Below are 24,229 nucleotides of genomic sequence, written 5' to 3' on the forward strand. Positions count from 1 at the left end.
CAATTAACACCTTAAACAATGATTTTTATTAAAAAAAGAAATACTATTGCAATTAATAGTATTTTTTTTATGCGCAGAATTTTTACAATTATCCTATCCATTTTTTCCTTAGTTGAATTGGATGCTCAGTCGGCTGAAAAAAGAGAATTGTTAGCCAAAAGAATATCCGGAGATATTCAGATAGACGGAATTCTAAATGATACACAGTGGGAGGATGTTCAGGCTGCTGATAATTTTACGCAATTTCAATTTAACTGGAGTATTCCTTCCGCATTTCGAACGGAAATGAAGGTGGTTTATGATAATACTGCCATTTATGTAGGGGCAATTATGTACGACGCCGCACCTGATAGTATAGAAAAATCTCTTACTGCAAGAGATGAATTTGGCATAGCCGATTTTATAGGAATTATAATTGATCCTTACCAGGAAGGATTAAATGGATTGGAATTTTTTGTAACGGCAAGTGGTGTGCAGGGAGAGGCAAAAAGTTATCCGCAGGGTGGTGGATCAAGTGAAGATTTTGCATGGGACGCAGTTTGGGTGAGTGAGGTTACTATTACTGAAAATGGTTGGGTAGCGGAATTAAAAATTCCTTATTCTGCAATTCGTTTTCCAAATGAAAAAGAACAAACATGGGGAATTAATTTTGTACGCGAGGTAAAAAGAAATCGCGACAAAAGTGCATGGAACCCAATTGATCCGGAAATTCAGGGATTTATTAATCAAAGTGGAATTTTAAAAGGAATAAATGATATTGAAGCTCCATTAAGATTGTCGGTTTCTCCATACGTATCGGCTTATTATGATGTTTATTCAGATTTTGAAAATGACATCACCTCGCATTCTACAAGTTTTAATGGAGGCGCGGATCTCAAGGTTGGATTAAATGATGCATTTACTTTAGACATGACTTTGATACCTGATTTTGGGCAAGTGCAAAGTGATAATCAGATTTTAAATCTTACTCCCTTTGAAACATATTTTGTTGAACAACGTCAGTTTTTTACAGAGGGTACAGAATTATTTAATAAAGGAGATCTGTTTTATTCCCGAAGGGTGGGAAGTACACCTTATAATTATTATGGTGTTGAATCTATGATAGATACTGCCAGTGAAATAATAAGTAATCCTTCTCAGTCGCATTTACTTAATGCAATTAAGGTAACAGGCAGAACTGCAAAGGGTTTGGGCATAGGAATCTTTAATGCAATTGAGGGAGAAACTTATGCCATTGTACGGGATTCTGCAGATCATGAATTCTCCCTTTTAACAGGACCGAGAACGAATTATAATGTTATGGCATTTGATCAAAGTTTAAAAAATAATTCTTTTATAAGTTTTGTAAATACAAATGTTTTAAGGGATGATGAATATTATGATGCTAATGTTTCTGGTTTATCGTTTCAATTCAATGATGAGAAAAATATCTGGGGAATTAAAGGAGGAGGAGCGGCAAGTCAGAAATTTTTTCCGGAGGCAGAAAGTTCTGAACTAGGATTTAAACATTATTTATTCGCAGGAAAAATGGGTGGGAAAAAACAATTTCAAGCCGGGTATGAATATACCGATGGCACCTACGATCCTAACGATCTGGGCTTTCTTCAAATAAATAATCTGGTGAATTTCAATCTCAACACCAGTTACCATGAATACGAACCCTTTTGGCATTTTAATGAATATAATTTTTATCTGGAAACTAATTATACCCGACTTGTAGATCCTAGTGTATTTCACAATTACAACATTTATGGAGAAACATATGCTGGATTTAAAAATTATTTATTTGCCGGATTATGGTTTGATATGGAACCTATCACCACCTACGATTATTTTGAACCACGTGTATTTGGAAGGTTCTACACCTATCCTGTTAATTATAATTTTGGAGGATGGCTTTCCACTAATTACAGCAAAAAATTCGCCATTGATGTGAACAGTAATTTCAGAATATTTGATGAAGAAGGCAGATACCGATTAAATATAGATTTATCACCAAGATACAGGGTTAACGACAAAATATTGATCATAGCCAGTGCCGGAAGATTTTTTTGGCCTAATGATATAGGTTGGGTTAATTTCAGCGCAGACTCCATCATTTTTGGCAGAAGAGATAACTTAACCATGGAAACATTTTTACAGGTAAATTATACACCTAATGTAAAGATGAGTTTCTCCTTGAGAGGCCGCCATTATTGGAGTTATGCCGAATATAAAGAATTCTACAATTTGGGTGATGACGGATATCTTGAGCCAACAAGTTATAATACTTTTAATGCAAAAGGAAATTCAACGGATGATGTTAATTTTAATGCATTTAATGTTGACTTGGTTTACACCTGGTTTTTCGCTCCGGGAAGTGAATTGAACATTGTCTGGAAAAATTCTATCTATCAATATGGATCGTTGTTGCCGGAGAATTATTTTAGTGATCTTGGAACCGTTTTTGATTCACCGCAATCCAATAATTTTTCCATAAAGGTGTTGTATTATCTCGACTATCTGTATCTCAAGAAAAAGGGATAGAATACTTTTGTATTTTTGATTCAGGGAAATCAAGAATGCGTTTTTATTTTATAATATTATTGCTGACCTCTTTTTCTGCTTCTTTAAAAGCGCAGATTACTTATTCCACACTGAATTTTGGGGATACTACATCTAATAATCGTGGTTCTGCTTCACTCGTAGATGCCGATCTAAATGTTTATTTTGCAGGAACCATTTCTAATGGATTAATGGAAAGTGACGATGTTGCTCTATATAAGTTCGGAATGGATGGAAACATTATTTGGAATTACAATTATGGAAATGAGGAAAGTGAGTTTGTAAATAATATGGTGTTTACGATCGATAGTTTTTTAATCATTTGTGGAGATGTTCGTGATGTGGAAACAAGTGATCTCGATGGATTTATTATGAAATTTGACAGATCAGGAACTTTGATCTTTTATCAAACTTATGGTTCTGATTCTACCATTGAGGATTTTTATGGTATAACAATTCTTCAAGATGGGAATATTGCGATAACCGGATTTATTACCTCAACAGTAGGAACCGGAAACGATGTCTTGTTTGTTGAATATTCTACAGATGGTAATGTATTAAATGAGTTTGTTTTTGGTTCAAACATGAATGATGTTGGAATGGGAATTGCTGAAACGGAAGAGGGTGACATTATAATCAGCGGCGACCGTGCAACTACTGGATTATATTATAATGCATTTATTGCAAAAATTAATAACTCCAATGAAATCGTGTGGGATCACTTTGTAAGTTTGCCGGTAAACAGCGGATGTAAAACATTACAAAAAACATTAGCGGGAGATTTTATTTTATGTGGAGAAACAGCATCAGAGATCTCGCCATTGTTTGATATTTTGCTCGTTACTTTTGATAGTGATGGAACTATTATCCTCCTCAATACCATTCCCGGAATAGGGGTGGAGGCTGCATACGATATTACTGAGGCTCAATCCGGAGAATATTTCCTTACAGGCTTTGGATATAATCCGTCAACGGAGAACAATGATATTATTGTGGTTTATGTAGATAATACTTTAACCGAAATTGAACGAAAATATTTTGGCGGAACAGGTGCTGACCTCGGTTATGATATTAAAACGGATGGTTTTGGTAATTTCTGGGTGAGTGGATTTACTGCAGTTGGTGATAATGTAATGTTTACACTTATTTATGATGGATTTGATTTAATAACGGAAATAAAAACGGATGAATTCCTCAAAATGAATATTGATGTCTACCCAAATCCGGCACAAGGTTATATTATTATCCAATCAAAAGTAATTCTGGATAAATTTGAAATAGTTGATATATATGGAAGGATCTTATATGCGGAAACGTATCCGCAATTGAAAAACAAAATAGCGTTATCCCCAAATTTTAAAAATGGATTGCTATTAATAAAAATGTATCAAGGGAATGAGGTCTATACTAAAAAAATAATAGCCGGATAATTATACATTACCCGGCTACAAATCTGGTCTTAATTAATTTATTGAATATTAAGTTTTTTCTTCACCAAAGGTAAAATATCATCACCATCCGGAGCCATTATTAAAATAGAAAGTGAATTATCAATTACATAGGTATATCCGTTTTCTTTTGCAACTGTTTTAATGATCTCTGTTGTACTTGTGATCAAAGGTTGAAATAATTCCGCTTTTTTAGCATCCAATTTTTGTTGGGAAGTTTGTTCGTATTGTTGAATGCGTTGTTCCAATAACATTGCATCCTGAATTTTTGCTTCTCTTGCAACTTCACTTAAAGCGGCATTACCTTGAATTTCATTCACTAAACGCTGATATTCGGTTGCATAAGATTGATATAGAGAGTCGAATTCATTTGCGTAAGCTATTAATTTGGCATTTGCTTCCTTTGCTTCAGGCATTGCTTCCAATAATGCCTGTGAATTAATATAGGCTATTTTGGCTTGCTGAGCTTGAGCTAAAGTTGCGGCTGTAACAATAATTAATACTAAAATAATTTTGATCTGCTTCATATTTTATTTTTAAAATGAAGGGCAAAGATAGTCAAATGGCGCATATCCTCAAATTAGCGGTCAGCCTTGCCCAGAATAATAAGTGTGATTATAGCGAGTGGTACATCACCTTCCACCTGCCATTGTAATTCCTGATCAAACTTCCACATAGGCCTTACAATGTCCCCTTCAATGGTCCACATCAGGTCGGGATTGGAGTCCCAGAAGGGTTTTAGCACATTGTCGGTCCAACTCCATTGGTTTTGAACTCCACTATCCCAAAATGGTTTTAACATATTTCCATCCCAGATCCATTCCGATTGAGGATCGGTACTCCAAACCGGTTTTAAATATTTACCATCAAATGACCATTCATCTTCAGATCGGTAGCCCCAGGCTGGTTTTAATATCTTCCCATCCCAAACCCATTCGTAATATGGTCCATGATCAAGATATGGACGAATATAACTTTGTACAGGCATTCCAACCTCTGGTTCTAAACTTTGCATCTTTGCGCGTACTTTTTCATCCAGTGAAAAGTGTTTTATATATAAATGTGCAGCCATCACCAATTGCACCTGCGATGTGAATTTACCTTGAGCTACTCCTATGTAGGTATTTGTTATTCCTTCATACACATTAAGCACTGAGTCGTTTATTTTTTCGAAGGTACAGAGTTTTTCATTCTCTTTATCTATTGGATGATCACCTAAAAAAAACTCTGAATTTTGAGTGATGTATTGAATTGTTTTTGCATCGTTCTGGTAGATCAGTCCCACTTTTTTGCTGAGGATGTCCTTTGCATTCACCGTAAATAACATATTCTGCCTTGAATTGGTATCACGCGCATAAATGATGTTTCCCTGTATGGTATAAGCAATTTCCGTTTCAGAAACATAAACCTTATTGTCAGAAATATTCCCGATTATTGTGGTGGAGTCGATGAACAAATAAATATTGCCATTTTGAGCATTCGTCAAATTGGTTAATAGCAGACTTGCCACAAAAAACAACAATTGATATCTAACAATTTTATTCATCTATGAAAATTAAAGGTAAACATTACAAAACTATCTGGCTGCATCCGGAAAACGAAAATATAGTGCAAATTATTGACCAAAGATGGTTGCCTCATAAATTTGTTGTTGCTGATATCAGATCTGTAGATGAAATGTGTATTGCAATCAAGGATATGTGGGTTCGTGGTGCACCACTGATCGGGGCTGCAGCAGCATGGGGAATGTATTTATCGGCTGTGGAAGTGCCTGCGAGTTGTGCACGCGATTTTTTTTTCGAGGAAAGTTATGGCAAATTACTAAAAACCCGTCCAACAGCAATTAATTTGAAATGGGCTTTGGATGAAATGTTGAAATCAATTACCGGAAACGATTCTATTATTGAATCCAAATGGTATGCAAAAAAAAGAGCGGAATGGATTTGCGACGATGATGTGAAATTCAATACCCTTATCGGCGAGCATGGATTAAAAATTATAGAGGAGATAGCAGCAAAAAAAAATAATGCAAGGGTAAATATTTTAACTCATTGTAATGCTGGATGGTTGGCAACTGTTGACAGAGGAACTGCTACTGCTCCAATTTATCTGGCAAAGGAAAAAGGAATTGATATTCATGTGTATGTTAGCGAAACAAGACCCAGAAATCAAGGTGCACAATTAACAGCCTGGGAATTATTAGAAAATGATATTCCACATACCTTAATTGCAGATAACGCTGCCGGACACCTTATGCAAAATAAAATGGTTGATCTGGTTTTGGTAGGTACCGACAGAACCTCGGCAACATGTGATGTTGTAAATAAAATAGGAACCTATTTAAAAGCGTTGGCTGCATTTGACAATAATATTCCATTTTACGTTGCAGCGCCATCTTCGAGTATTGATTTTAATATTAAAGATGCATTTAAAGAAATTCCTATTGAAGAAAGAAATGGAGATGAGGTGAAATATGTTCAGGGATTATTGGATAATAAAATTCAATCTGTATTAATTTCTCCAAAGGAAACGCCTGCAAGTAATTATGCATTTGATATTACTCCGGCGAAATATGTTACTGGGTTGATTACGGAAAGAGGAGTTTGCAAAGCTGAGGAAACAGAAATAATGAAATTGTTTCCTGAAAAATTCTCAAATACAAAAATTAATATAGCTTAAAGAAAAGGATGATTTTTGATGAAGGTTATATTAAATATGTAATTAATTGGGAAAATTCTCCCGAAATAAAAGACTGCGATTTTGCAAAATTGATAATTTGCAGAAACAACCTCAAATCGTTGAATCTCATTGGAGTGTACCCAAATGGAATCGGTTTTGGGAATGTGAGTTGTAGAGTAGGTATATCTAATGAATTTATCATTTCAGGAACCCAAACTGCAGATGTCAATATTGCTGATGCAGGTCAATTTAGTTTAGTATATAGTGTTGATATAGATCAGAATAAGCTTTATTGTAAAGGTCCTGTTAAAGCATCTTCCGAAGCCCTTACACATGCTGCTATCTATTTGGCGGATCCAAAAATTAATTGTGTTATTCATGTTCATCATCCAGAAAAATGGGAATCATTATTAAATAAAGTAACTACAATTGATAAAAATATCGCCTATGGTACTCCACAATTGGCAAAAAATATCGATGAATTATTAAAAAATGACCAGACCCTAAAACGCGAAAAGATATTTGTAACTGCCGGTCATGAAGATGGAATTTTTGTTTTTGGGGAGACGGTAGAAGAGGCGTTCGGGGTTTTGAATTTGCATTTGAATTTGTAGAGTCACAAAATTTTGTGACTCTACAAATTCAAATGCAAATTCAACCAATACGTTCTGGTCTACTCTAAACAAACAACGGATAAACCATCCCGCCAATTATCCTCTTTTCCATAGCAACCTCATATAATTTCTCTACGGCATTTTTTCCTTCTGCGCCGAGATCTACGGTGAAATCATTTACATATAGTTGTATATGTTTTTTCATCACCTCTTCTTCCATTTCCTGCGAATGTTGTCGAACGAAGTCCATAGTTTGATCTGGGTTTTTCATTGCAAATTCCACACTGCGTTTTAATACACGGTTGATCTTTTGTTTGAGATCGGTATCGAAATTTCTTCTGACACAAATTCCTCCGAGTGGAATAGGTAATTGATATTTTTTTTCCCACCATTCTCCCAGGTCAATAATTTTTTTTAATCCCTTTGCCTGATACGTAAAACGATTTTCGTGAATTATAACGCCTATATCTATTGCTTCGCTTAACAAAGCATTTTCGATCTCCGAAAAAACATATTCTTTTTTGGTTGCAGCTTCCGGAAAGGCCATGGATAATAAAAAATTTGCTGTTGTTAATTTTCCGGGAATTCCAACTAAACAGAATTCAATTTTTGACCTTGGAATTTCACCTTTAGAAATGAGTAGTGGTCCGCAACCCCTGCCCAATGCCGATCCTGAAGTAAGTAGCTGATAATTTCTACTCATGTATGCATAAGCATGATAACTCAATTTTGTGATATCCAGGTCTTCGTGATGTGCATTATTATTAAGTGTTTCCACATCTGCAAAAACGATATCAAATTCCAACCCCTCGGTATCAATTTTTTGATGAGCTAGTGCATCAAATATATAGGTATCATTCGGGCAAGGAGAAAATCCTAAACTTAATTTCATGTAGTTATTTCATTAATTAATTGTACTAAAATGGTGTTGAGATTTTGAACAGCCAAAGGAATATTCCAGTTCGTTTTATTTCTTTTTTCTACATAATTGGAAACCGCACGTATCTGAATAAATGGAATTTTTTTCATGGAACAACAGTAAAAAAACGGGGATCCTTCCATGCTTTCAACATCAGGATGGTATTTGTTTTCCGTCCGAATAATACTTTCCTCATTTCCATGAACCGTTTCTACAGTGATCGCTCTTACTTTTTTTATTTTTTGCAGACTATTTAAAGGTTTTGGATCATTTTCTATCCATCCATTTGTATAAGGAAATTCATTTTTGTTTTGCAGTCCAAGTTCGAATACATCAATAAATATTTCACCATCTTCTGCACCACTTTGTGCATTTTTTTCTGCAGTTATTTCTACAACTTCTCCAATCAATAAATTGCGATCAAATGCACCACAAATTCCCGCCTGAAGACATAGGTCAAATTGGTTTTTATTCAGAGCATCAGTTATTTGATAGGTTGCATGTGTTATTCCAACACCTGTGATGAGAATGGAAATATTAATTCCTTTCTTATAATTAAAATTATAGATGCCGGGATTTAATTGTGACTGAGTATCAGTTATTTGCGCAACAAAATGCGGGATTTCCGACGGGGTGGCTACAACTAAACAGATATTCATACTGCGAAGGTAACATCAAAAAAGTAAAACAAAATTGTTATAATTGAAGGAAATTGCTCGAAAAATAGTTGCAATTTTGCACAAAAATCAACATACACTGATGAAATTGTTTTTAAATATTCTGTTTTTATTCATGGGGATTACGGTTTTGCAAGCCCAGCAAAATTATAATGAAATTACCGCAGATAGTGCATTTACTTTCAAGGATAGCCGTGATGGAAAGGAATATGAAGCGTTAAGTTATGCCGGTATGATATGGATGGGCGAGAATTTGCGATATAATACTAAACACAGTTGGTGTTATGAGGACAAGGCTGGTAACTGCAAAGAATTCGGTCGACTGTATACCTGGGAGGAAGCAAAAAGTGCTTGTCCTAAAGGATGGCACCTTCCATCTAAACATGAATGGGATACTCTGATCACCGCTTTGGGTGGATATGAAACTGCAGGGCATGCGCTTGCTTTTGGGGCAAACCTCCAATTCAATATTGTATTTGGATATCCACCAAATGTGAGCGGACGATACAGCAGCGATGATCTGCAGGCGAGTTTCTGGAGTGCGGATGAAAATAATGCAAGCACTGCATGGGTATATTATTTTATCAGAGATAAATTGCCTTTGGTATATGCGAATTATTTTTCTAAAAATTATGGCATGATGTGCAGGTGCGTGATGGATGAGGGAACAAAATGATATTCTTATTACGGATCATTTAATAAATTAATATTTCCATATATTAATTTATTATATTAAAATATTAATTCTCCATGACAGAAGATATTTTAGATGTTGAAGAAAAAGTAGACGTCAAAAAAGAAAGATTAAAATTACTTCCCAAGTGGATCAAATTTTTTAGTTGGATCTTTTTGGTGTTAGGAGCAACCACACCTATAATATTATTTCTTCCTTTAGTTTATAATGGACCACTTGAATTATCTGTTTTGGGATTTTCCGCCGATAATCCCTATCATCCACAGGGAATAGCTGTTGTATTATTTTTTCTTTTAAGTGGCATAACTGCATTTGGTTTATTGTGGGCAAAAAAATGGGCTCCTTTATTAGGGTTTTTAATAAGTATTATTGGTTTGATTTGTGTTATCATAAATGCAATTTATAGTCAGGATAATAATTTGCCGTTAGAACCTTTGTTGCAAATTCCTTTTATGATCAAAATGATTTCTATTAAGGGGAGTTGGGAATGGTTGGGGGAGGAGTGAGGAATATTTCAAAGTTATATATAATAAGTTACCTTACCTGAAGATCATATTAGAAATGAGTTAACTCAACCCTTTTCATCTTTCGTATCTGGTGTCAGAGCTATATTTATTATGAATTTTTGTGGATTATGAAACATCATCTGCTGGTGGGGGAGCCATTACATCCTTTTATCCCCTCTTCGACATCGCTCAGCGTCCATTTTTAAAACCAAAAATCCAAACTTGAATGAGGCATTCAGTTTTTGCGGGTTATGAAACATGATCCGGTGGTGGGGGAGCTGCTCAATCCATAATCCCCCTCTTCGCTATCGCTCAGCGTCCAAATTTCAAGCAAAAAATCCAAACTCGAATGAGACATTCGGTTGGCGGGTTATGAGACATGATCCGGTGGTGGGGGAGCTGCTCAATCCATAATCCCCCTCTTCGCTATCGCTCAACGTCCAAATTTCAAACAAAAAATCCAAACTCGAATGAGACATTCGGTTAGCGGGTTATGAGACATGATCCGGAGGTGGGGGAGCTGCTCAATCCATAATCCCCCTCTTCGCTATCGCTCAGCGTCCAAATTTCAAACAAAAAATCCAAACTCGAATGAGACATTCGGTGTTAGCGGGTTATGAGACATGATCCGGTGGTGGGGGAGCAGCTCAATCCATAATCCCCCTCTTCGCTATCGCTCAGCGTCCAAATTTCAAACAAAAAATCCAAACTCGAATGAGACATTCGGTTTGGATTTTTTGTTTGAAATTTGTCCTAATCGGGGGGATTATGGATTGAGGTCGGAAGCGGATTCGAACCGCTGTACGAGCTTTTGCAGAGCTCTGCCTAGCCACTCGGCCATCCGACCATTAATTGAGCGCAAAAATATAAACTTCTGGCACAACCTTATAAATTATTTTTTAGTTCAACCTTCCATTTCAATCCAAACCTTGCGCACCTCACCTCCCAGTGGAGGATGAATCTTTGCGATACGCACCTGAATACGGGTTGCAGGAATATTGAATTTTCGGATGGTTTCAATAATTTGTTTACAGGCACTTTCTATTAGTTTGTACCTTCCCTGCATCACCTGCTGCACAATTTTATACAAATGATCATAGTCTACAGTATTGGATAATTCATCCGTTTCACTGCTTATCTCACTGCTTTCCAGTATAAGATCCACTTCAAAATTATTTCCATACATCTGCTCATAATCATAAACACCAATATGACTCTTGAACAACATTCCCTCTAATATTATACGCGCCATGATAACACAAAGATAGGGGGAATTGAGAATTGAGAGTTGAGAATGGAGAATTTGAGCAGCCGGGCAACGAATATCTTAAGTTTTGCATCGGAAAACTGCCACTGCCAACTGTTTACCTTACTCAATAGAATTGATATTCAAACCGAATGATGCTTTGGTTTAATTTTCTATTTTCCCGAATCAATCCGTTCGGATAGTAGGTTTTAATCTCAACAAGATCGGAGCTTATGTTAACAGGAACATTGGGAGCTTCATAGATATAGAGCATTTTGGAGCCATCATCTAAGAGGTATTCTATAGTGTCGGATTTTACCAGTGAATTATAGTCAGAAATTGTGTTATTAAAAGGTAATCCATAATCTTCCTCCTTGTAAATAATAATAGAATCCTTATCATTATTTGTAAAATTTATTGTTGCTGATCTTATTCCTACGGCATCTAAAAGATATTTTTCATGTCTGATCATCGTTCCGTTCTGATCATAATTTTTATAATCCAGCAAATGTCCCTTTTCATTATACAAAGAAATATGTCTGGAGAAATTGTTTAAAATGCCTTCTGTATATTGATATCCAACTATTTCCATCTTTAACGGCATGGTATCATCATTAAAAATGTAAATATTTTTTGAAATAGGAGTAGCAGGATAATAATATCTGCTGTCCTCTGTCATTCTATTCTTTTTATCGAAGGTTCTTATTTGAATCGTGCTTCTGCAAGGGAGTTCACAAATGGTTTTCTGATTAATTAAATTGCCTGCAGTATCATAAATATTGTTGATCTTTTCATTTTCTAAAATTGTATCTGTCCAGAAAAATATCGAAACAGTTTCTGAACTGATATGCATTTTAACAATGCTGTCGGATGCAATATATCCTCTGTTGAAGGGGACAAATTCCTGTGCTTGTAAAACCTGACAACTTAATAAAAATAAAACAAGATAAAATTTCATGTCAGGTTAATTAATATTTATTGGTAATTACATAAAATATTATTTTACGGGTGCATATTCTTTATTAACAGCACTTATATTATAATAGGTATTCGTAAATGATTTACCACTATCCGTTTTAAAATTGGCAACTATTTTATTTGCCGATGGAAACGAATTATTTGATTGTTGTAAGATATAAGTTTCATATCCGGTCTCTCTTCCATCGAATATACCTTGTGTACCGCCATAGTAAGTATCTATCAATTTATTATTAGCATCATAAACCAAATATTCTATTTGGCTAAACCTTGGCATTTGCGAATTGCCGTGATATACTACACTTAATGAAATAGATTTTGTATGCATATTAAGTGATTCCGAATCATATTGGTGGGGCAGACTTTTAAGCCAAAACTGATCACTTGTCCAACCACCAAGATCATTAACAGATGGGTCAACATAAACCTTTCCTAATATAGGAATCATTAATTCATGGGCATATAATTTGTGGTAATTAAAACTAATCCAGAAATATCCATCATCTCCCCAATCATCGTCCCACGAATTTTTTACTAAAAAACCATCGGCATCATATCCAACAATACTCACAGCATGTCCTCCATCAATTCTGTAAATAGTATCCGTGTAATATATTTCTGAATTTGGTTCAAATACCTTATCTCCAAATATGGAAACTGCGGCATTAAAACTATATTCCTCGTCTTCATCATAATAGACTAAAAAATCGTTCGGATCTATTTTTTCTGATTCTTCACCCGAATTAGAACTCCAATAATGTCCATTTAAAGAATAAGAAATTACGATCGCTTTTTTTCCATCGTCCAACATTTTTTTAATATAATTTATATCCCTTGCACCATCACCTTCTTTATAAATGTACATTTCAGGTTGAAGTTTATAACTAAAATCCTGAAACGATAATAATTTAAGTAAACTGGTTCCCGCAATATCACTTTTCATATTTTCGAAATTGGATAAGCTCGTATCTATTTTCACCTTATCAGGATTATAAGGTTCCTGATCTTCACGTAAGGTTCCTTGATATTGCATCAGGTCGATATAATTTTTGAGAAAAGTTCCTTCATCATAATCCGTTTCATCACTATAACTATACGACTTTGCCATTGCATATAAATATTGTTCACTTAGGTCGGAAGGAAATCCCGGAAAAGTTTCCATCGCAGCGCACAAACCAAAAGCCGTGCATGTTCCACGATTCGCCTGGCTTTTTACAGCCGACTGATAAATGCGATGATCAACTATGGGTTGGGCTTTGCAGAAGTTAATAATTACGGCAAAACAAATCAGCAAGAGTGTGGGTTTCATTTTTTTTTATTGCGAAAATAGGGAAAAATGGTGAGTGGCGAATAGTGAGTGGTGAGCATGCTCCACACTACCCTAAAGTTAGTAGCCCAAATAAATGTTCCAACGTTTTGCAGGAACGGACTCACGATTCACGAAATGAGAAATGAGTAATGCCCGCCCGGACGACCCGGTCGGACGGGAGTAATGAGTTGGATTCTCGTGAGCCGAATGGTTTCAGTCCGGATGTTGAAATTTTTTTTAATTATAGAGCCGCAATGCATTGCGGCTCTACAATTAAAAAAAATTTCAACTCAGAACTCAGAACTCAGAACCCAGAACCCAGAACTCAGAACCCAGAACCCAGAACTCAGAACCCAGAACCCAGAACTCAGAACCCAGAACTCAGAACCCAGAACCCAGAACTCAGAACCCAGAACTCAGAACCCAGAACTCAGAACCCAGAACTCAGAACTCAGAACAACATGTCAAAACATTTTTCTAAATTAAATCCAAACACATAACATTAAGCGTATATGCTGCAAAACAAATTTTTCTAACCTTTAAATGTTTAGCATGAAACAATTTTTAACCCAGCCTAAAAAGCTGATGAAAAATGCAGCACTATCCTGCTTATTCATGGCGTCAGGGTTGATGGCGACACAGGCATTAGCATCGAGTCACAGAGAGGCTCCGCTTATCGCTAATGATCCGCTTGCCGACAACACTGATCTCTATGTATTCCGGAGCCCGGATGATCCGAACACTGTAACAATTATTGCCAACTTTATTCCTGCCGAGATCCCTTTTGGCGGGCCTAATTACAATCACTTCGGCGAAAACATCCGTTATGAGATACACATTGATAATGATATCGCTACTCCCGGTGACGATATTATTTATCGCGCAACCTTTACGCGCACTAATGAAGATCCAACAACTTTCTTTAGTGTGAGACTTGGTGCAGAAAATCTGAAAACCACCTATACTTTAGAAAAAAGTACTGATGGTGGTGTAACATTTATGACAATTGTTACTGATGGTGTGGTTCCTGCTATCAACATTGGCGCACGCTCTATTGAAGATGCTGTTGTAGGATTAGGTGCAGCTTCTTATGAAGATCTGATGACTGCAGCTATTACAACTGCTGTTACAGGCGAAAGAGTATTTTGCGGACCGGTTGACGATCCGTTTTTTGTTGACCTTGGTGGTATTTTCGATTTAGGAAATTCACCTCGTGCAGGCGAAAATCCAAAAGATGGTTTGGGTCATTTTAATACCCATACTATTGCCATTCAAGTTCCAATCAGCATGTTGCAAAAAGATGGTTTGAGCCCGGATATGGCTGAAAACATCTTAGATGGCAATTTTGTTATCGGAGTTTGGGCAAGTGCAAGTCGCAGAGCAATTCGCACCCTGAATGGTGACGGAACTGAATCTGCAAGCGGCGATTGGATCCAGGTTTCCCGATTAGGAATGCCTTTATCAAACGAAGCTGTAATACCACTGGGAGAAAAAGATTATTGGAATTCATTATCTCCTTACGCTGAAGATGCAGCTCATTTTGAATATTTCTACAATCCTGAATTGGGTTTGTATATGGATGATGCATTATTCGGAACTGCTGTTCCCGGTTTCCAAAAATTACGTATCCAAAAAGCTTCTTTAGGTGCTTATAACTTTAGCAATGGTGCTGATGGTTTATATCCTCTAAAAGGAACTGCAGCTGTTGCAGGAACTGCTTTAGATGATGCTATTTATGGAACATTATTATTACCGGCTGCCGGCAAACCGCGTTCAGTGGATCTTTGGCCATTATTTTTTACAGGAGCACCTAATTTTCCGCCATATCAATTGGCAACAGGAAAAGCAGGCAACCCTTTAGCTGTAGGAAAACCTTTCATCAACAACTTTTTACCAAACGGTGGTGATATGTTGCGTTTGAATATGGCAACTCCGGTTACTGACCGCACAAGTCCATTCTTCAGCACTGAAGGTTTATTAGCCGCTGCTGTAATAGGTTTAACGGTTGCACCTTTTAATACTACGGCTGATTTAGAAGCTATTCCTAATATGGATGGTTTCCCTAATGGTCGTCGTTTGGAAGATGATGTTACACGTATCGAATTGCAAGCTGTGAGCGGAATCGTTTTAGCTGCTATCGGTTTGTGGTATGATGATTATGATCCATTGGTTGATGCATCTCCTTTAACAAGAGATATGCGCGATGTGATCAATTATACAACACGTGTTGAACATAATGATGCACCATTTCAAACTAGTTTCCCATACCTGGCAGCGCCTTGGAGAGGAACTTCAGTAGATTTCGAATATTAATTCCAAACTTCAGCAAAAATCTAAAAAATGAAAAAGATATTTATAAATAATACGGGAAAGTTAAGCGCAATACTCATCGCACTGATGATGTTCGCAGGTTCTTTCCGCGCCTCGGCTTCTAGCCACAGAGAGGCTCCGCTTATTGCCGACGATCCCTTGGCAGATAATACGGATCTATACGCTTTCCGCAGCCCTGATAATCCGGATATGATCACAATTATTGCAAATTATATCCCATTGCAACTGCCACAAGGTGGACCAAATTACTCCACATTCGGAGAGAATATTCGTTATGAAATTCACATCGATAATAATATTGCAACCTTAGGTGATGATATTATATTTCGATTCACCTTCACCAGAACAGATGAAGATCCGACCACTTTCTTCAATATCCGTTTAGGTGCAGAAAATATCAAAATGACCTATTTAATGGAAAGAAGTACTGATGGTGGAGTAACATTCACAACATTAGTTACAGATGGAATGGTGCCTCCACCGAATATCGGAGCACGTTCTATCAACGATCCGGTTGTTGGTCTCGGAACATCTTACTATAGCCTTGTGGCTGATGCAGTTACTGCATTACCTGGTGGTGGAAAAGTATATGCCGGTCCTGCTGATGATCCATTTTTTGTTGACTTAGGTGGTATTTTCGATCTTGGAGATGCTCCAAGAGCAGGTGGAACACCTCACGATGGTGTTGCTTGTATGAACGTGCATGTAATTGCAATTCAGATCCCTATTTCTTCTTTGCAAAAAGATGGTTTAACAGCTGCTATGGCAGATGATATTCTTGACAGCGATTTCGTTATCGGTGTTTGGGCAAGTGCAAGTCGCCAAACAATGAGAACTTTAAATGGTGACGGAACTGAAACAACTTCAGGTGACTGGATCCAGGTTTCTCGTTTAGGTATGCCTTTAACCAATGAGGCAGTTATTCCAATCGGACAAAAAGATTATTGGAATTCTTTATCTCCTTACGGTGAAGATCCAGCTCACTTTGAATATTTCTTCAATCCTGAATTAGGTTTATATATGGATGATGATCTATTTGGTGGTGCAGTGCCGGCTTTTTCTGCATTGAGAATTCAAAAAGCATCTTTAGGTGCATATGACTTTACAAACGGTGCCGATGGTTTATGGCCATTAAAAGGAACTGCAGCTGTTGCAGGAACTGCTTTGGATGATGCTATTTACGGTACTTTATTATTACCTGCAGCAGGTAAACCGCGTTCGGTTGACCTTTGGCCAATATTTTTTACAGGTGCACCTAATTTTCCGCCTTATCAATTGGCAACAGGAAAAGCCGGTAACCCATTGGCAGTTGGTAAACCTTTCATCAACAATTTTTTACCGAATGGTGGTGACATGCTACGTTTAAACATGGCAGTTCCTCCAACTCCAAGAACAGATCCTGCTTTCAGCTCTTTAGGTCTTGTTCAGGCTGCGGTATTAGGTTTAACTGATCCTACTTATACAGCAACTGCATCTTTAGAATTCATTCCTAACATGGATGGTTTCCCTAACGGTCGCCGTTTGGAAGATGATGTTACTCGTATCGAATTACAAGCTGTAAGCGGTATCGTTTTAGCAGCTATCGGATTATGGTATGATGATTATGATCCTTTAGTAGATCCTTCACCTGTTACCACTGATCTATTGGATGTATATTTATATACAACCGGTGTAGAAGCAAATGATGCTCCATTAAGAACTAAATTCCCATATGTTCAAAACCCTTGGGCTGGCGACGGTAAATGCGGTGGTTTACCTGTGGATTATATTGGTGAAACTGAATGTGATGCAGCAACTTCATTAACTGCTACTACTGTAGATCCTTCAACAGTATTCCTTAGCTGGAGTGCAGAAGATGGAACATCTTATCGTATTGATTATAGATTAGCAGGTGGTGGTGAAATTACAAAAGTGCCTGTTGTTGCTAATTTTCATACTTTAGGTGGATTAACTCCATGCACAGCATATGAATACCGTATTTTGGTTCATTGCCCTGTTGACGGAAAATTATTTTCAGCGTGGTTCCCATTCTCTACTCCTTGTAAAGAAGGTGAAATGATGGAAAACATGATGGAAATTTTCCCTAATCCTGCAACCGAATCTATAACTGTTGGATATCTTACAGATGATGCAGGTTCAGTTACGATCAGTGTATTAGATATTACAGGAAAAAAATATATCAGCGAAGTAAAAGAAGCAGTTTCAGGAATAAATTCTTATTCATTGAATTTAGGAAATCTTGAAAGCGGAGTTTATTTTGTTCAAATTAAAAATGGTGAAAACCAGGTTATCGATAAAGTTATCGTTAACAAATAAAAGTAGCTTGTGTGTTCTAAAAGGAGGGGCCTTGTGTCCCTCTTTTTTTTTGATTATACCGGAACCTTATCCTGATTTATATTTGTTTTGGAAAATTTGTCTTGTACTTATTGGAAATGTAGCCGCATAATCTTTCCCGGTTAAAAGCAGATTTAATTTTTAGTTAACAATCATATTTATGCAAAGGTTTATTCATGGGGCACTCAGGTTATTTAGATTATATCTAATTTAATTAAATATGTATATACCGATAAAATTCACTGTTCTAAAAAATCGGAAAAAGGTAATATTTGTCATCTTTTTCCGCAATGGATGATTTTACCTTTGTAGAAATTAAGAAGGATGTTTTTCAACCCAAACAAAACTATCCTCTGTTACACACAAAAATTTATTAGTTTAATTTTAATTCTCCAATGTTCCATTTTCTCTGTATCCGGGCAAAATAATGCTGTATACAATACCGAAAATACGAATTTGAGTATACCTGTGCTTTTTGTTGAAAATGTTGGTCAATTGGAGGATATGAATGGTCAACCGGTTCCAAATGTTCTTTTCACTGCGCAGTTACCTGATCTGCAGGTTTTTATTACAACGAGTGGTATCACCTTTCTCACACTTGAAAAAAAATCACCAATAGAACATTATTTGATTGATCGAAAGGTGCAATGGGAGCGTATAGAAATGCTGTTGGATGGTGCACATATCAAGGCTGAAAATATTGTTAAAACTGTTTCAGGTATTACCCAATACCACATTTACAATTCGCAAAAACCGGATGGTGTGCATTCATCACCAATTACCAAAATATTAATTAAGGAAATTTACCCGGGTATCGATTGGGAAATATATAATTCTGATGAAAAGGGTTTTAAATATAATTTTATTGTTCATCCATTTGCCGACCCTGATATTATTAAAATAAAATATAACTCCGGAGATAAAATAGTTTTAAACCAAAGTGGCCAGATCGAATTATTTTCAAAACATGGTAATTTATCTGAAAACAAACCAATAAGTTTCACACAAACCGGCGATGTGATTGAAACATCTTTTTTAAGAATTAATGCTGGAAATAATTTTAACGAACTTAAAGTAAAATTTTTGATCGGTGATTATGATAAAAGGAAACAATTAATTATTGATCCTGAATTACATTGGTGCACTTATTATGGAGGTGCGATGGAGGAATGTTTTAACAGTGTAACTACAGATTTAGATGGTAATTTATTTCTTACCGGATGGACCGATTCTCCGAATTTTCCTGTTTCGGATGCAGGAACATTTTATCAGGGTGTAAAATCCGCCGATGAAGAAGCGGTAATTTTAAAATTTTCACCTGCGCATGTTTTAATTTGGGCAACATTTTATGGTGGGAATCATGAGGATTGGGGCCATTCCATTACAACAGATAATGCAGGAAATGTTTTTGTGGCAGGAGAAACGGTTTCCAATACATTTCCTACCTACAATGCCGGAACATATTATGATGGAACACTCGGAAGTGATGAAGATGTATTTATTTTAAAATTTGATAATGACGGAAACAGATTGTGGGCAACATTTTACGGCGGCTCCAAAAAGGAAGGAGGTTATTCTATTTGTACCGATCCATCCGGAAATATTTTTGTTACGGGATATACCGATTCGAACGATTTTCCTAAATTAAATGCAGGCACTTATTATCAAGCTGCTATGGCGGGAATTGAAGATCTGTTTATTCTAAAATTTGATAATGCAGGAAACAGATTATGGGCAACGTATTGCGGAGGAAGTTTATTCGATAACGGATATGCAATAACCTCCGATATTATTGGAAATATATTTATAACCGGAATTACCAGATCAATTAATTTTCCAACGTATGATGCAGGAACTTACTACCAACCTGCTATGGCCGGAGATACAGATATTGTTATCTTAAAATTTGCGAATAATGGCACCAGATTATGGTCCACTTATTATGGTGGCACCTTAGCCGATTATGGCAATAGTATTATTACCGACATTTTTGATAATATTTTTATTTCGGGATACACAGAATCAACAAATTTTCCGGTGCAGGATAATGGCACTTTTTTTCAGTCGGTAAACGGAGGTCAAACAGACGCATGCCTTTTAAAATTTGACAACAGTGGAAATAGAATTTGGTCAACTTATATAGGTGGTACCGGAAAAGAAAATATGTTTAAATGGGATGGATTGGCAATGGATATTTGTAACAATATATATACAACATTCACAACTTTTTCATCTGCTATGCCATTATTAGATGCAGGATGCAGCAGTTATTACGATGGAACTTATGCGGGTTTTGGTGACCTGTTTATTTCACGGTTTACCAATGATGGAATTCAAACCTGGGCTACCTATTTTGGTTTTGAAGATGAAGACCTTAATAGTTGCATAGGAATTGATAATCTTGACGGAAAATCATTATATATGACCGGACAATACAATGAATACGACCCGGGTGAAGCTGTACCTTTGGTAAATCCCGGTGGTGGTGCCTATTATGATGGTTCGCATAATGGGGATGATGAAGCATTTATTGCGCAATTTATTCCGGTGCCATTAGATATTACTACAAATAATTCAAATATTTGCGCTTGTTTGGATACTGCAATTGCACTACCTGATTGTGGAATAGCTCCCTATACTTTTTTGTGGAGCGATGGACAAACCACCCAAACGGCAATTAATTTATGCGCCGGAATTTATACGGTAACGGTAACGGATGCCGATTGCAGTGTTGATAGTGCTACTATTGAAATAATATGTTTACTACCTGTTACACTCGAAACATTTTATGGTGAAAATAGGGACTTAACTAATACTTTGTTTTGGACCACCGCAAGTGAAAATAATTCTGCCCTTTTTATTGTGGAGAAAATGGGGGAGGAGGGTAAATTCGTCCCAATTGGTGAAATTACAGCAGCAGGAAATTCAACGGAATTAAAGCAATACACTTTTGTTGATGATATGCCTTATTCGGGCAATAATTATTATCGCCTAAATCAAATGGATCTAAATGGGAATACTAAATACAGTGATATTATAAATGTTACAGTTGAAACACCTGATCAGGTTGTGATATACCCGAATCCTTTTCAGGAAAACATTAATATTGATATAATTAACAGTAATTTATCAAATTTATATTCTGTCCAAATTTTTGATCTCTCCGCAAATTTATTGGTTAATGCAGAGTTATCTTCCACCAACACAAACAAACTCAACTTAAGTAACTTGAATTCAGGAACATACTTAATGCGTGTTTTTTCGGATAAAAATTTAATTTATTCTTCCGTAATAATCAAGGATCTGTAATGGTTTTTTCAGAAGAAAAAAAAGAGGGAACTAAAAGCTCCCTCCTTCGGTGATCTGTAAAAATGAAAATTTTAATGTGCCACAATAAATTTAGCATTCGTTTTAAATATTCCGCCAACATCGGAACAATTGATAAAATATATCCCATTCGGAAAATTCGCTGAATTAATTTGTATCATTTGTTGGCCGGCATCCAGAACTTCATCTAAAATAACTTCGCCGTTAATATTATATATTTTGATATTATAACCTGAGGTATTTTCTTCCTCTAATTGCATAATAATATGGTCTCCGGCAGGATTTGGATATACATTTAAATACTTATTAAATTCCTGAATGGAATTTGGAAGTTCCAGAGTTGTTTTGGTTGTATTTGTAATAACTGCATCATTGTAATCAAAATAAATAAATGCAGTGTTTGTAATTACAGTGCCAACGGTTGCCTCATCGTTTATTTTAATTTTATAGGTGATAAATCCACAACTACCAAGCGGATCACTTGCACTATCAGGTAAATTAATATTTTCAAAATGCCAGATAATATTGCTGGTGCCGGTTATTTCCATCCAGTAATTGTGTTTAGCACCTAATATTTGAATACTTGTAAGGTCAAGATCGTTATCAATAACGTCAACTATATTTACAAAATTTGCCGGTGCATTTCCGATATTTTGGAATTCAATAGTGTATTCGAGCCATTCGGTGGTAGGGTCGATATACCCTTCTTCACTAAAGCCTGCAGGATCAACCGTTTTGTGATTGGGATCATATGGGCCGGTTATAACTTCCACCACACTATCAATATTATTTTCAGCTGCGAAGTCCCCAATTACAGGTTCTATTGAGCCAACTATCAATTTGTGATCACCAAATATTAAATCAGGACTGGCATTGTATTCAACAGATAGGGCAATAGGTTCATTAGGTACAAGCTCTGGAATTGACCAGGTGATGGTAGTATCAGTATAATCAGTATAAGGTGTACCACCTGTATAATTTAAACCTGATGGGTGATTTAAATATGCTGTTGCGTCTTCAACAATTTGATTGCCGATACTTTCTACAGTCAATGTAGTTGAAGTCGGAAAGCCTGGTCTTATATTTTGTTGATTTACAGTAATTCTAAGATCCGTTATTGGAATTGTATAATCCAGACGAAAATCTGTATTAAAAAGAGTATCTCCACCCATTATTTCTTCAAAATTTATTGTGTATACTGCAGGGTCAATTATATCCCAATATTCAGGGTTATCAGTAGTGATGGTATAACTCCCTTCTTCATAAAAATGCAAATAATATTCCCCCTCAGAATTTGTAGCACTTAAAAAAACCGGTGGATCTGTGTAAATAATGCGATCGTGAAAACGATATTCAAAATCATCAACAACTCCATTTGTATTTTCATCGTAATAAACATGACCATTAATTACCAATTGAAAGAAATTCCCCAAAGTATCAGTAATTAGGACAAACCCCCAGTTAACATCATCTAATCCATTAAATTGCCCTGAGAAAATAAGATTTTCACCTGATAACTGCATGTCCTTAATTTTAAAAGGCTCATGTTCTAAAAAATTGTTTACTCTGAATAATGAATCTCCTTCACTATTATAATAACTAATAATATATTCTTCTTCGCCATCTGGATTTAAAACACTACCATATTGAATGATATTTCCACTCTCTAATAAAACGGGATCTCGATAATCTCCAATACCCATTCCAGTATATTCGTATTTTTTGATCCATGAGGTATCGCCTTCATAATCATATTTGATAAATAGATCATTGATATTTAAAGAATCTTGAAAGGTTGCAAATTCAAGAATTCCGGTTCCGGTATTCAATAGACTACAGTAGTAAATTGTACCTTCAATTTCCGTTTCAGAAACAATTGATCCTGTTAATGTATCAATCTTGTAAAGATAATTCGTGTTTTCAATGTATGATGATTCTAACCTTAAATATAAATATCCATCATGTAAGGTTGCACTTTGGCAAAAGGCAATATCCAAAATATAAGCATATGACCAAATAGAGTTTCCATTTTCATCTAATTTAGTTACAGCAATTATTCTTTCAAAACCAGTAGATCCCTGTGAAATATAAATAAATCCATCTTCAATTTGAAGGACATCTCCATAATCGATTGTTCCTATATCTTCTGGAATTGGGTCATAACCAAGTTCATCCGGCGTAAGGACTTTGAAGCTGGTTAGTTCACCGACTGAATTAAATTTGAGAAAATGATTCCCATTAAATACGACAAAACTGCCATCCTCTAAGCTAAAAATGTCGTTATAGTTACCATAATCAGGAAAAACAGTGTCATTTGACCAAATTACATCTCCATCCAAATCAAGTTTGGTCAGTTTATATTGATTAATTCCGTCATCGAAAGATCCGCTTAAAGCAATTAAGTTCCCATCTGTTGTGGGCTTTGTTTCTGCAGTCCATGTCCATTCAGACCCGGTTATAAATGTTACTCCGCCGGCTTGAGTAAAAACAGTTTTATGCATTACCAGCAAAAGGAGGAGTGTAAAAATTCTAATTATAGTTTTCATAGAATTAAATTTTACATTTTTAATCAGGATTTAAAGGGAGATGGGGGCTCCCACTAAATTACCTGATCTGAAAAAAA

17 protein-coding genes and 1 tRNA gene are annotated in these 24,229 nt (G+C 36.0%); 9 read left to right on the plus strand and 9 right to left on the minus strand.

All coding sequences use genetic code 11. From position 1 onward, the window contains the following. Nucleotides 1-18 precede the first annotated feature (18 nt). Both IPI31_10185 and IPI31_10190 read left to right on the plus strand, forming a co-directional pair. Nucleotides 19-2,526, plus strand: a complete 2,508-nt coding sequence (locus IPI31_10185) for a carbohydrate binding family 9 domain-containing protein (protein MBK7568177.1) — start codon at nt 19-21, stop codon at nt 2,524-2,526. A gap of 35 nt (nt 2,527-2,561) precedes the next feature. Then, on the plus strand, nt 2,562-3,974 hold the full coding sequence (locus IPI31_10190; protein MBK7568178.1) for a T9SS type A sorting domain-containing protein: 1,413 nt from the start codon (nt 2,562-2,564) through the stop codon (nt 3,972-3,974). 38 nt (nt 3,975-4,012) lie between these two features. Here IPI31_10190 and IPI31_10195 read toward each other — a convergent pair whose 3' ends face one another. Both IPI31_10195 and IPI31_10200 read right to left on the minus strand, forming a co-directional pair. Beyond that, a complete protein-coding gene (locus IPI31_10195; protein MBK7568179.1) occupies nt 4,013-4,519 on the minus strand; it encodes an OmpH family outer membrane protein in 507 nt (168 codons plus the stop codon). Nucleotides 4,520-4,572: 53 nt separating this feature from the next. Next, nucleotides 4,573-5,538 carry a hypothetical protein gene (locus tag IPI31_10200; protein MBK7568180.1) on the minus strand — a complete coding sequence of 322 codons (966 nt, stop codon included), beginning with the start codon at nt 5,536-5,538 and terminating at the stop codon, nt 4,573-4,575. A 2-nt stretch (nt 5,539-5,540) separates the two neighbouring features. Here IPI31_10200 and mtnA point away from each other — a divergent pair, with 2 nt between their 5' ends. Both mtnA and IPI31_10210 read left to right on the plus strand, forming a co-directional pair. Next, nucleotides 5,541-6,671, plus strand: a complete 1,131-nt coding sequence (gene mtnA, locus IPI31_10205; GenBank protein ID MBK7568181.1) for an S-methyl-5-thioribose-1-phosphate isomerase — start codon at nt 5,541-5,543, stop codon at nt 6,669-6,671. Nucleotides 6,672-6,679: 8 nt separating this feature from the next. Then, nucleotides 6,680-7,285 (plus strand): class II aldolase/adducin family protein, encoded by a 606-nt coding sequence (locus IPI31_10210; protein ID MBK7568182.1) that lies wholly within the window; start codon nt 6,680-6,682, stop codon nt 7,283-7,285. 64 nt (nt 7,286-7,349) lie between these two features. Here IPI31_10210 and IPI31_10215 read toward each other — a convergent pair whose 3' ends face one another. Beyond that, nucleotides 7,350-8,177 carry a 1,4-dihydroxy-6-naphthoate synthase gene (locus tag IPI31_10215; protein ID MBK7568183.1) on the minus strand — a complete coding sequence of 276 codons (828 nt, stop codon included), beginning with the start codon at nt 8,175-8,177 and terminating at the stop codon, nt 7,350-7,352. Beyond that, entirely contained in the window at nt 8,174-8,863 is a 690-nt protein-coding gene (mqnB, locus tag IPI31_10220; protein MBK7568184.1) for a futalosine hydrolase, read from the minus strand. The genes IPI31_10215 and mqnB overlap by 4 nt, the downstream gene beginning before the upstream one ends. A 100-nt stretch (nt 8,864-8,963) precedes the next feature. On the opposite strand from mqnB, the gene IPI31_10225 reads away from it, so the two are divergent. Both IPI31_10225 and IPI31_10230 read left to right on the plus strand, forming a co-directional pair. Next, complete coding sequence (locus IPI31_10225; GenBank protein ID MBK7568185.1) at nt 8,964-9,557, plus strand: hypothetical protein; 594 nt, start codon at nt 8,964-8,966, stop codon at nt 9,555-9,557. Between the two features lie 74 nt (nt 9,558-9,631). Continuing rightward, on the plus strand, nt 9,632-10,081 hold the full coding sequence (locus IPI31_10230) for a hypothetical protein (GenBank protein ID MBK7568186.1): 450 nt from the start codon (nt 9,632-9,634) through the stop codon (nt 10,079-10,081). Nucleotides 10,082-10,857: 776 nt separating this feature from the next. On the opposite strand, the gene IPI31_10235 is transcribed toward IPI31_10230, so the two are convergent. The 4 genes from IPI31_10235 to IPI31_10250 form a co-directional block, all read right to left on the minus strand. After that, nucleotides 10,858-10,928, minus strand: a tRNA-Cys gene (locus tag IPI31_10235). 57 nt (nt 10,929-10,985) lie between these two features. Then, on the minus strand, nt 10,986-11,333 hold the full coding sequence (gene folB / locus IPI31_10240; GenBank protein ID MBK7568187.1) for a dihydroneopterin aldolase: 348 nt from the start codon (nt 11,331-11,333) through the stop codon (nt 10,986-10,988). A gap of 121 nt (nt 11,334-11,454) precedes the next feature. After that, a complete protein-coding gene (locus IPI31_10245; GenBank protein ID MBK7568188.1) occupies nt 11,455-12,285 on the minus strand; it encodes a hypothetical protein in 831 nt (276 codons plus the stop codon). 39 nt (nt 12,286-12,324) lie between these two features. Continuing rightward, nucleotides 12,325-13,614, minus strand: a complete 1,290-nt coding sequence (locus IPI31_10250; GenBank protein ID MBK7568189.1) for a hypothetical protein — start codon at nt 13,612-13,614, stop codon at nt 12,325-12,327. A 585-nt stretch (nt 13,615-14,199) separates the two neighbouring features. On the opposite strand from IPI31_10250, the gene IPI31_10255 reads away from it, so the two are divergent. From IPI31_10255 to IPI31_10265, 3 genes are all read left to right on the plus strand, one after another. Continuing rightward, on the plus strand, nt 14,200-15,927 hold the full coding sequence (locus tag IPI31_10255) for a DUF4331 domain-containing protein (GenBank protein ID MBK7568190.1): 1,728 nt from the start codon (nt 14,200-14,202) through the stop codon (nt 15,925-15,927). 27 nt (nt 15,928-15,954) lie between these two features. After that, nucleotides 15,955-18,261 carry a DUF4331 family protein gene (locus tag IPI31_10260; GenBank protein ID MBK7568191.1) on the plus strand — a complete coding sequence of 769 codons (2,307 nt, stop codon included), beginning with the start codon at nt 15,955-15,957 and terminating at the stop codon, nt 18,259-18,261. A gap of 342 nt (nt 18,262-18,603) precedes the next feature. Further along, complete coding sequence (locus IPI31_10265) at nt 18,604-21,588, plus strand: SBBP repeat-containing protein (GenBank protein ID MBK7568192.1); 2,985 nt, start codon at nt 18,604-18,606, stop codon at nt 21,586-21,588. Between the two features lie 71 nt (nt 21,589-21,659). Here the strand turns inward: IPI31_10265 and IPI31_10270 are convergent, their stop codons facing one another. Beyond that, nucleotides 21,660-24,152, minus strand: coding sequence for a T9SS type A sorting domain-containing protein (locus tag IPI31_10270; GenBank protein MBK7568193.1), 2,493 nt, complete (start codon nt 24,150-24,152; stop codon nt 21,660-21,662). Nucleotides 24,153-24,229: the final 77 nt, after the last annotated feature.

It is taken from the genome of Bacteroidota bacterium (assembly GCA_016706865.1).
Classification (GTDB): Bacteria; Bacteroidota; Bacteroidia; order Chitinophagales; family BACL12; genus UBA7236.

What these genes read in the sequence shown, in the direction of transcription:
- IPI31_10185 (MBK7568177.1), top strand. Translation starts at nt 19, where the DNA reads ATGATTTTTATTAAAAAAAGAAATACTATTGCAATTAATAGTATTTTT.
- IPI31_10190 (MBK7568178.1), top strand. Translation starts at nt 2,562, where the DNA reads ATGCGTTTTTATTTTATAATATTATTGCTGACCTCTTTTTCTGCTTCT.
- IPI31_10195 (MBK7568179.1), bottom strand. Translation starts at nt 4,519, where the DNA reads ATGAAGCAGATCAAAATTATTTTAGTATTAATTATTGTTACAGCCGCA.
- IPI31_10200 (MBK7568180.1), bottom strand. Translation starts at nt 5,538, where the DNA reads ATGAATAAAATTGTTAGATATCAATTGTTGTTTTTTGTGGCAAGTCTG.
- mtnA (MBK7568181.1), top strand. Translation starts at nt 5,541, where the DNA reads ATGAAAATTAAAGGTAAACATTACAAAACTATCTGGCTGCATCCGGAA.
- IPI31_10210 (MBK7568182.1), top strand. Translation starts at nt 6,680, where the DNA reads ATGATTTTTGATGAAGGTTATATTAAATATGTAATTAATTGGGAAAAT.
- IPI31_10215 (MBK7568183.1), bottom strand. Translation starts at nt 8,177, where the DNA reads ATGAAATTAAGTTTAGGATTTTCTCCTTGCCCGAATGATACCTATATA.
- mqnB (MBK7568184.1), bottom strand. Translation starts at nt 8,863, where the DNA reads ATGAATATCTGTTTAGTTGTAGCCACCCCGTCGGAAATCCCGCATTTT.
- IPI31_10225 (MBK7568185.1), top strand. Translation starts at nt 8,964, where the DNA reads ATGAAATTGTTTTTAAATATTCTGTTTTTATTCATGGGGATTACGGTT.
- IPI31_10230 (MBK7568186.1), top strand. Translation starts at nt 9,632, where the DNA reads ATGACAGAAGATATTTTAGATGTTGAAGAAAAAGTAGACGTCAAAAAA.
- folB (MBK7568187.1), bottom strand. Translation starts at nt 11,333, where the DNA reads ATGGCGCGTATAATATTAGAGGGAATGTTGTTCAAGAGTCATATTGGT.
- IPI31_10245 (MBK7568188.1), bottom strand. Translation starts at nt 12,285, where the DNA reads ATGAAATTTTATCTTGTTTTATTTTTATTAAGTTGTCAGGTTTTACAA.
- IPI31_10250 (MBK7568189.1), bottom strand. Translation starts at nt 13,614, where the DNA reads ATGAAACCCACACTCTTGCTGATTTGTTTTGCCGTAATTATTAACTTC.
- IPI31_10255 (MBK7568190.1), top strand. Translation starts at nt 14,200, where the DNA reads ATGAAAAATGCAGCACTATCCTGCTTATTCATGGCGTCAGGGTTGATG.
- IPI31_10260 (MBK7568191.1), top strand. Translation starts at nt 15,955, where the DNA reads ATGAAAAAGATATTTATAAATAATACGGGAAAGTTAAGCGCAATACTC.
- IPI31_10265 (MBK7568192.1), top strand. Translation starts at nt 18,604, where the DNA reads ATGTTTTTCAACCCAAACAAAACTATCCTCTGTTACACACAAAAATTT.
- IPI31_10270 (MBK7568193.1), bottom strand. Translation starts at nt 24,152, where the DNA reads ATGAAAACTATAATTAGAATTTTTACACTCCTCCTTTTGCTGGTAATG.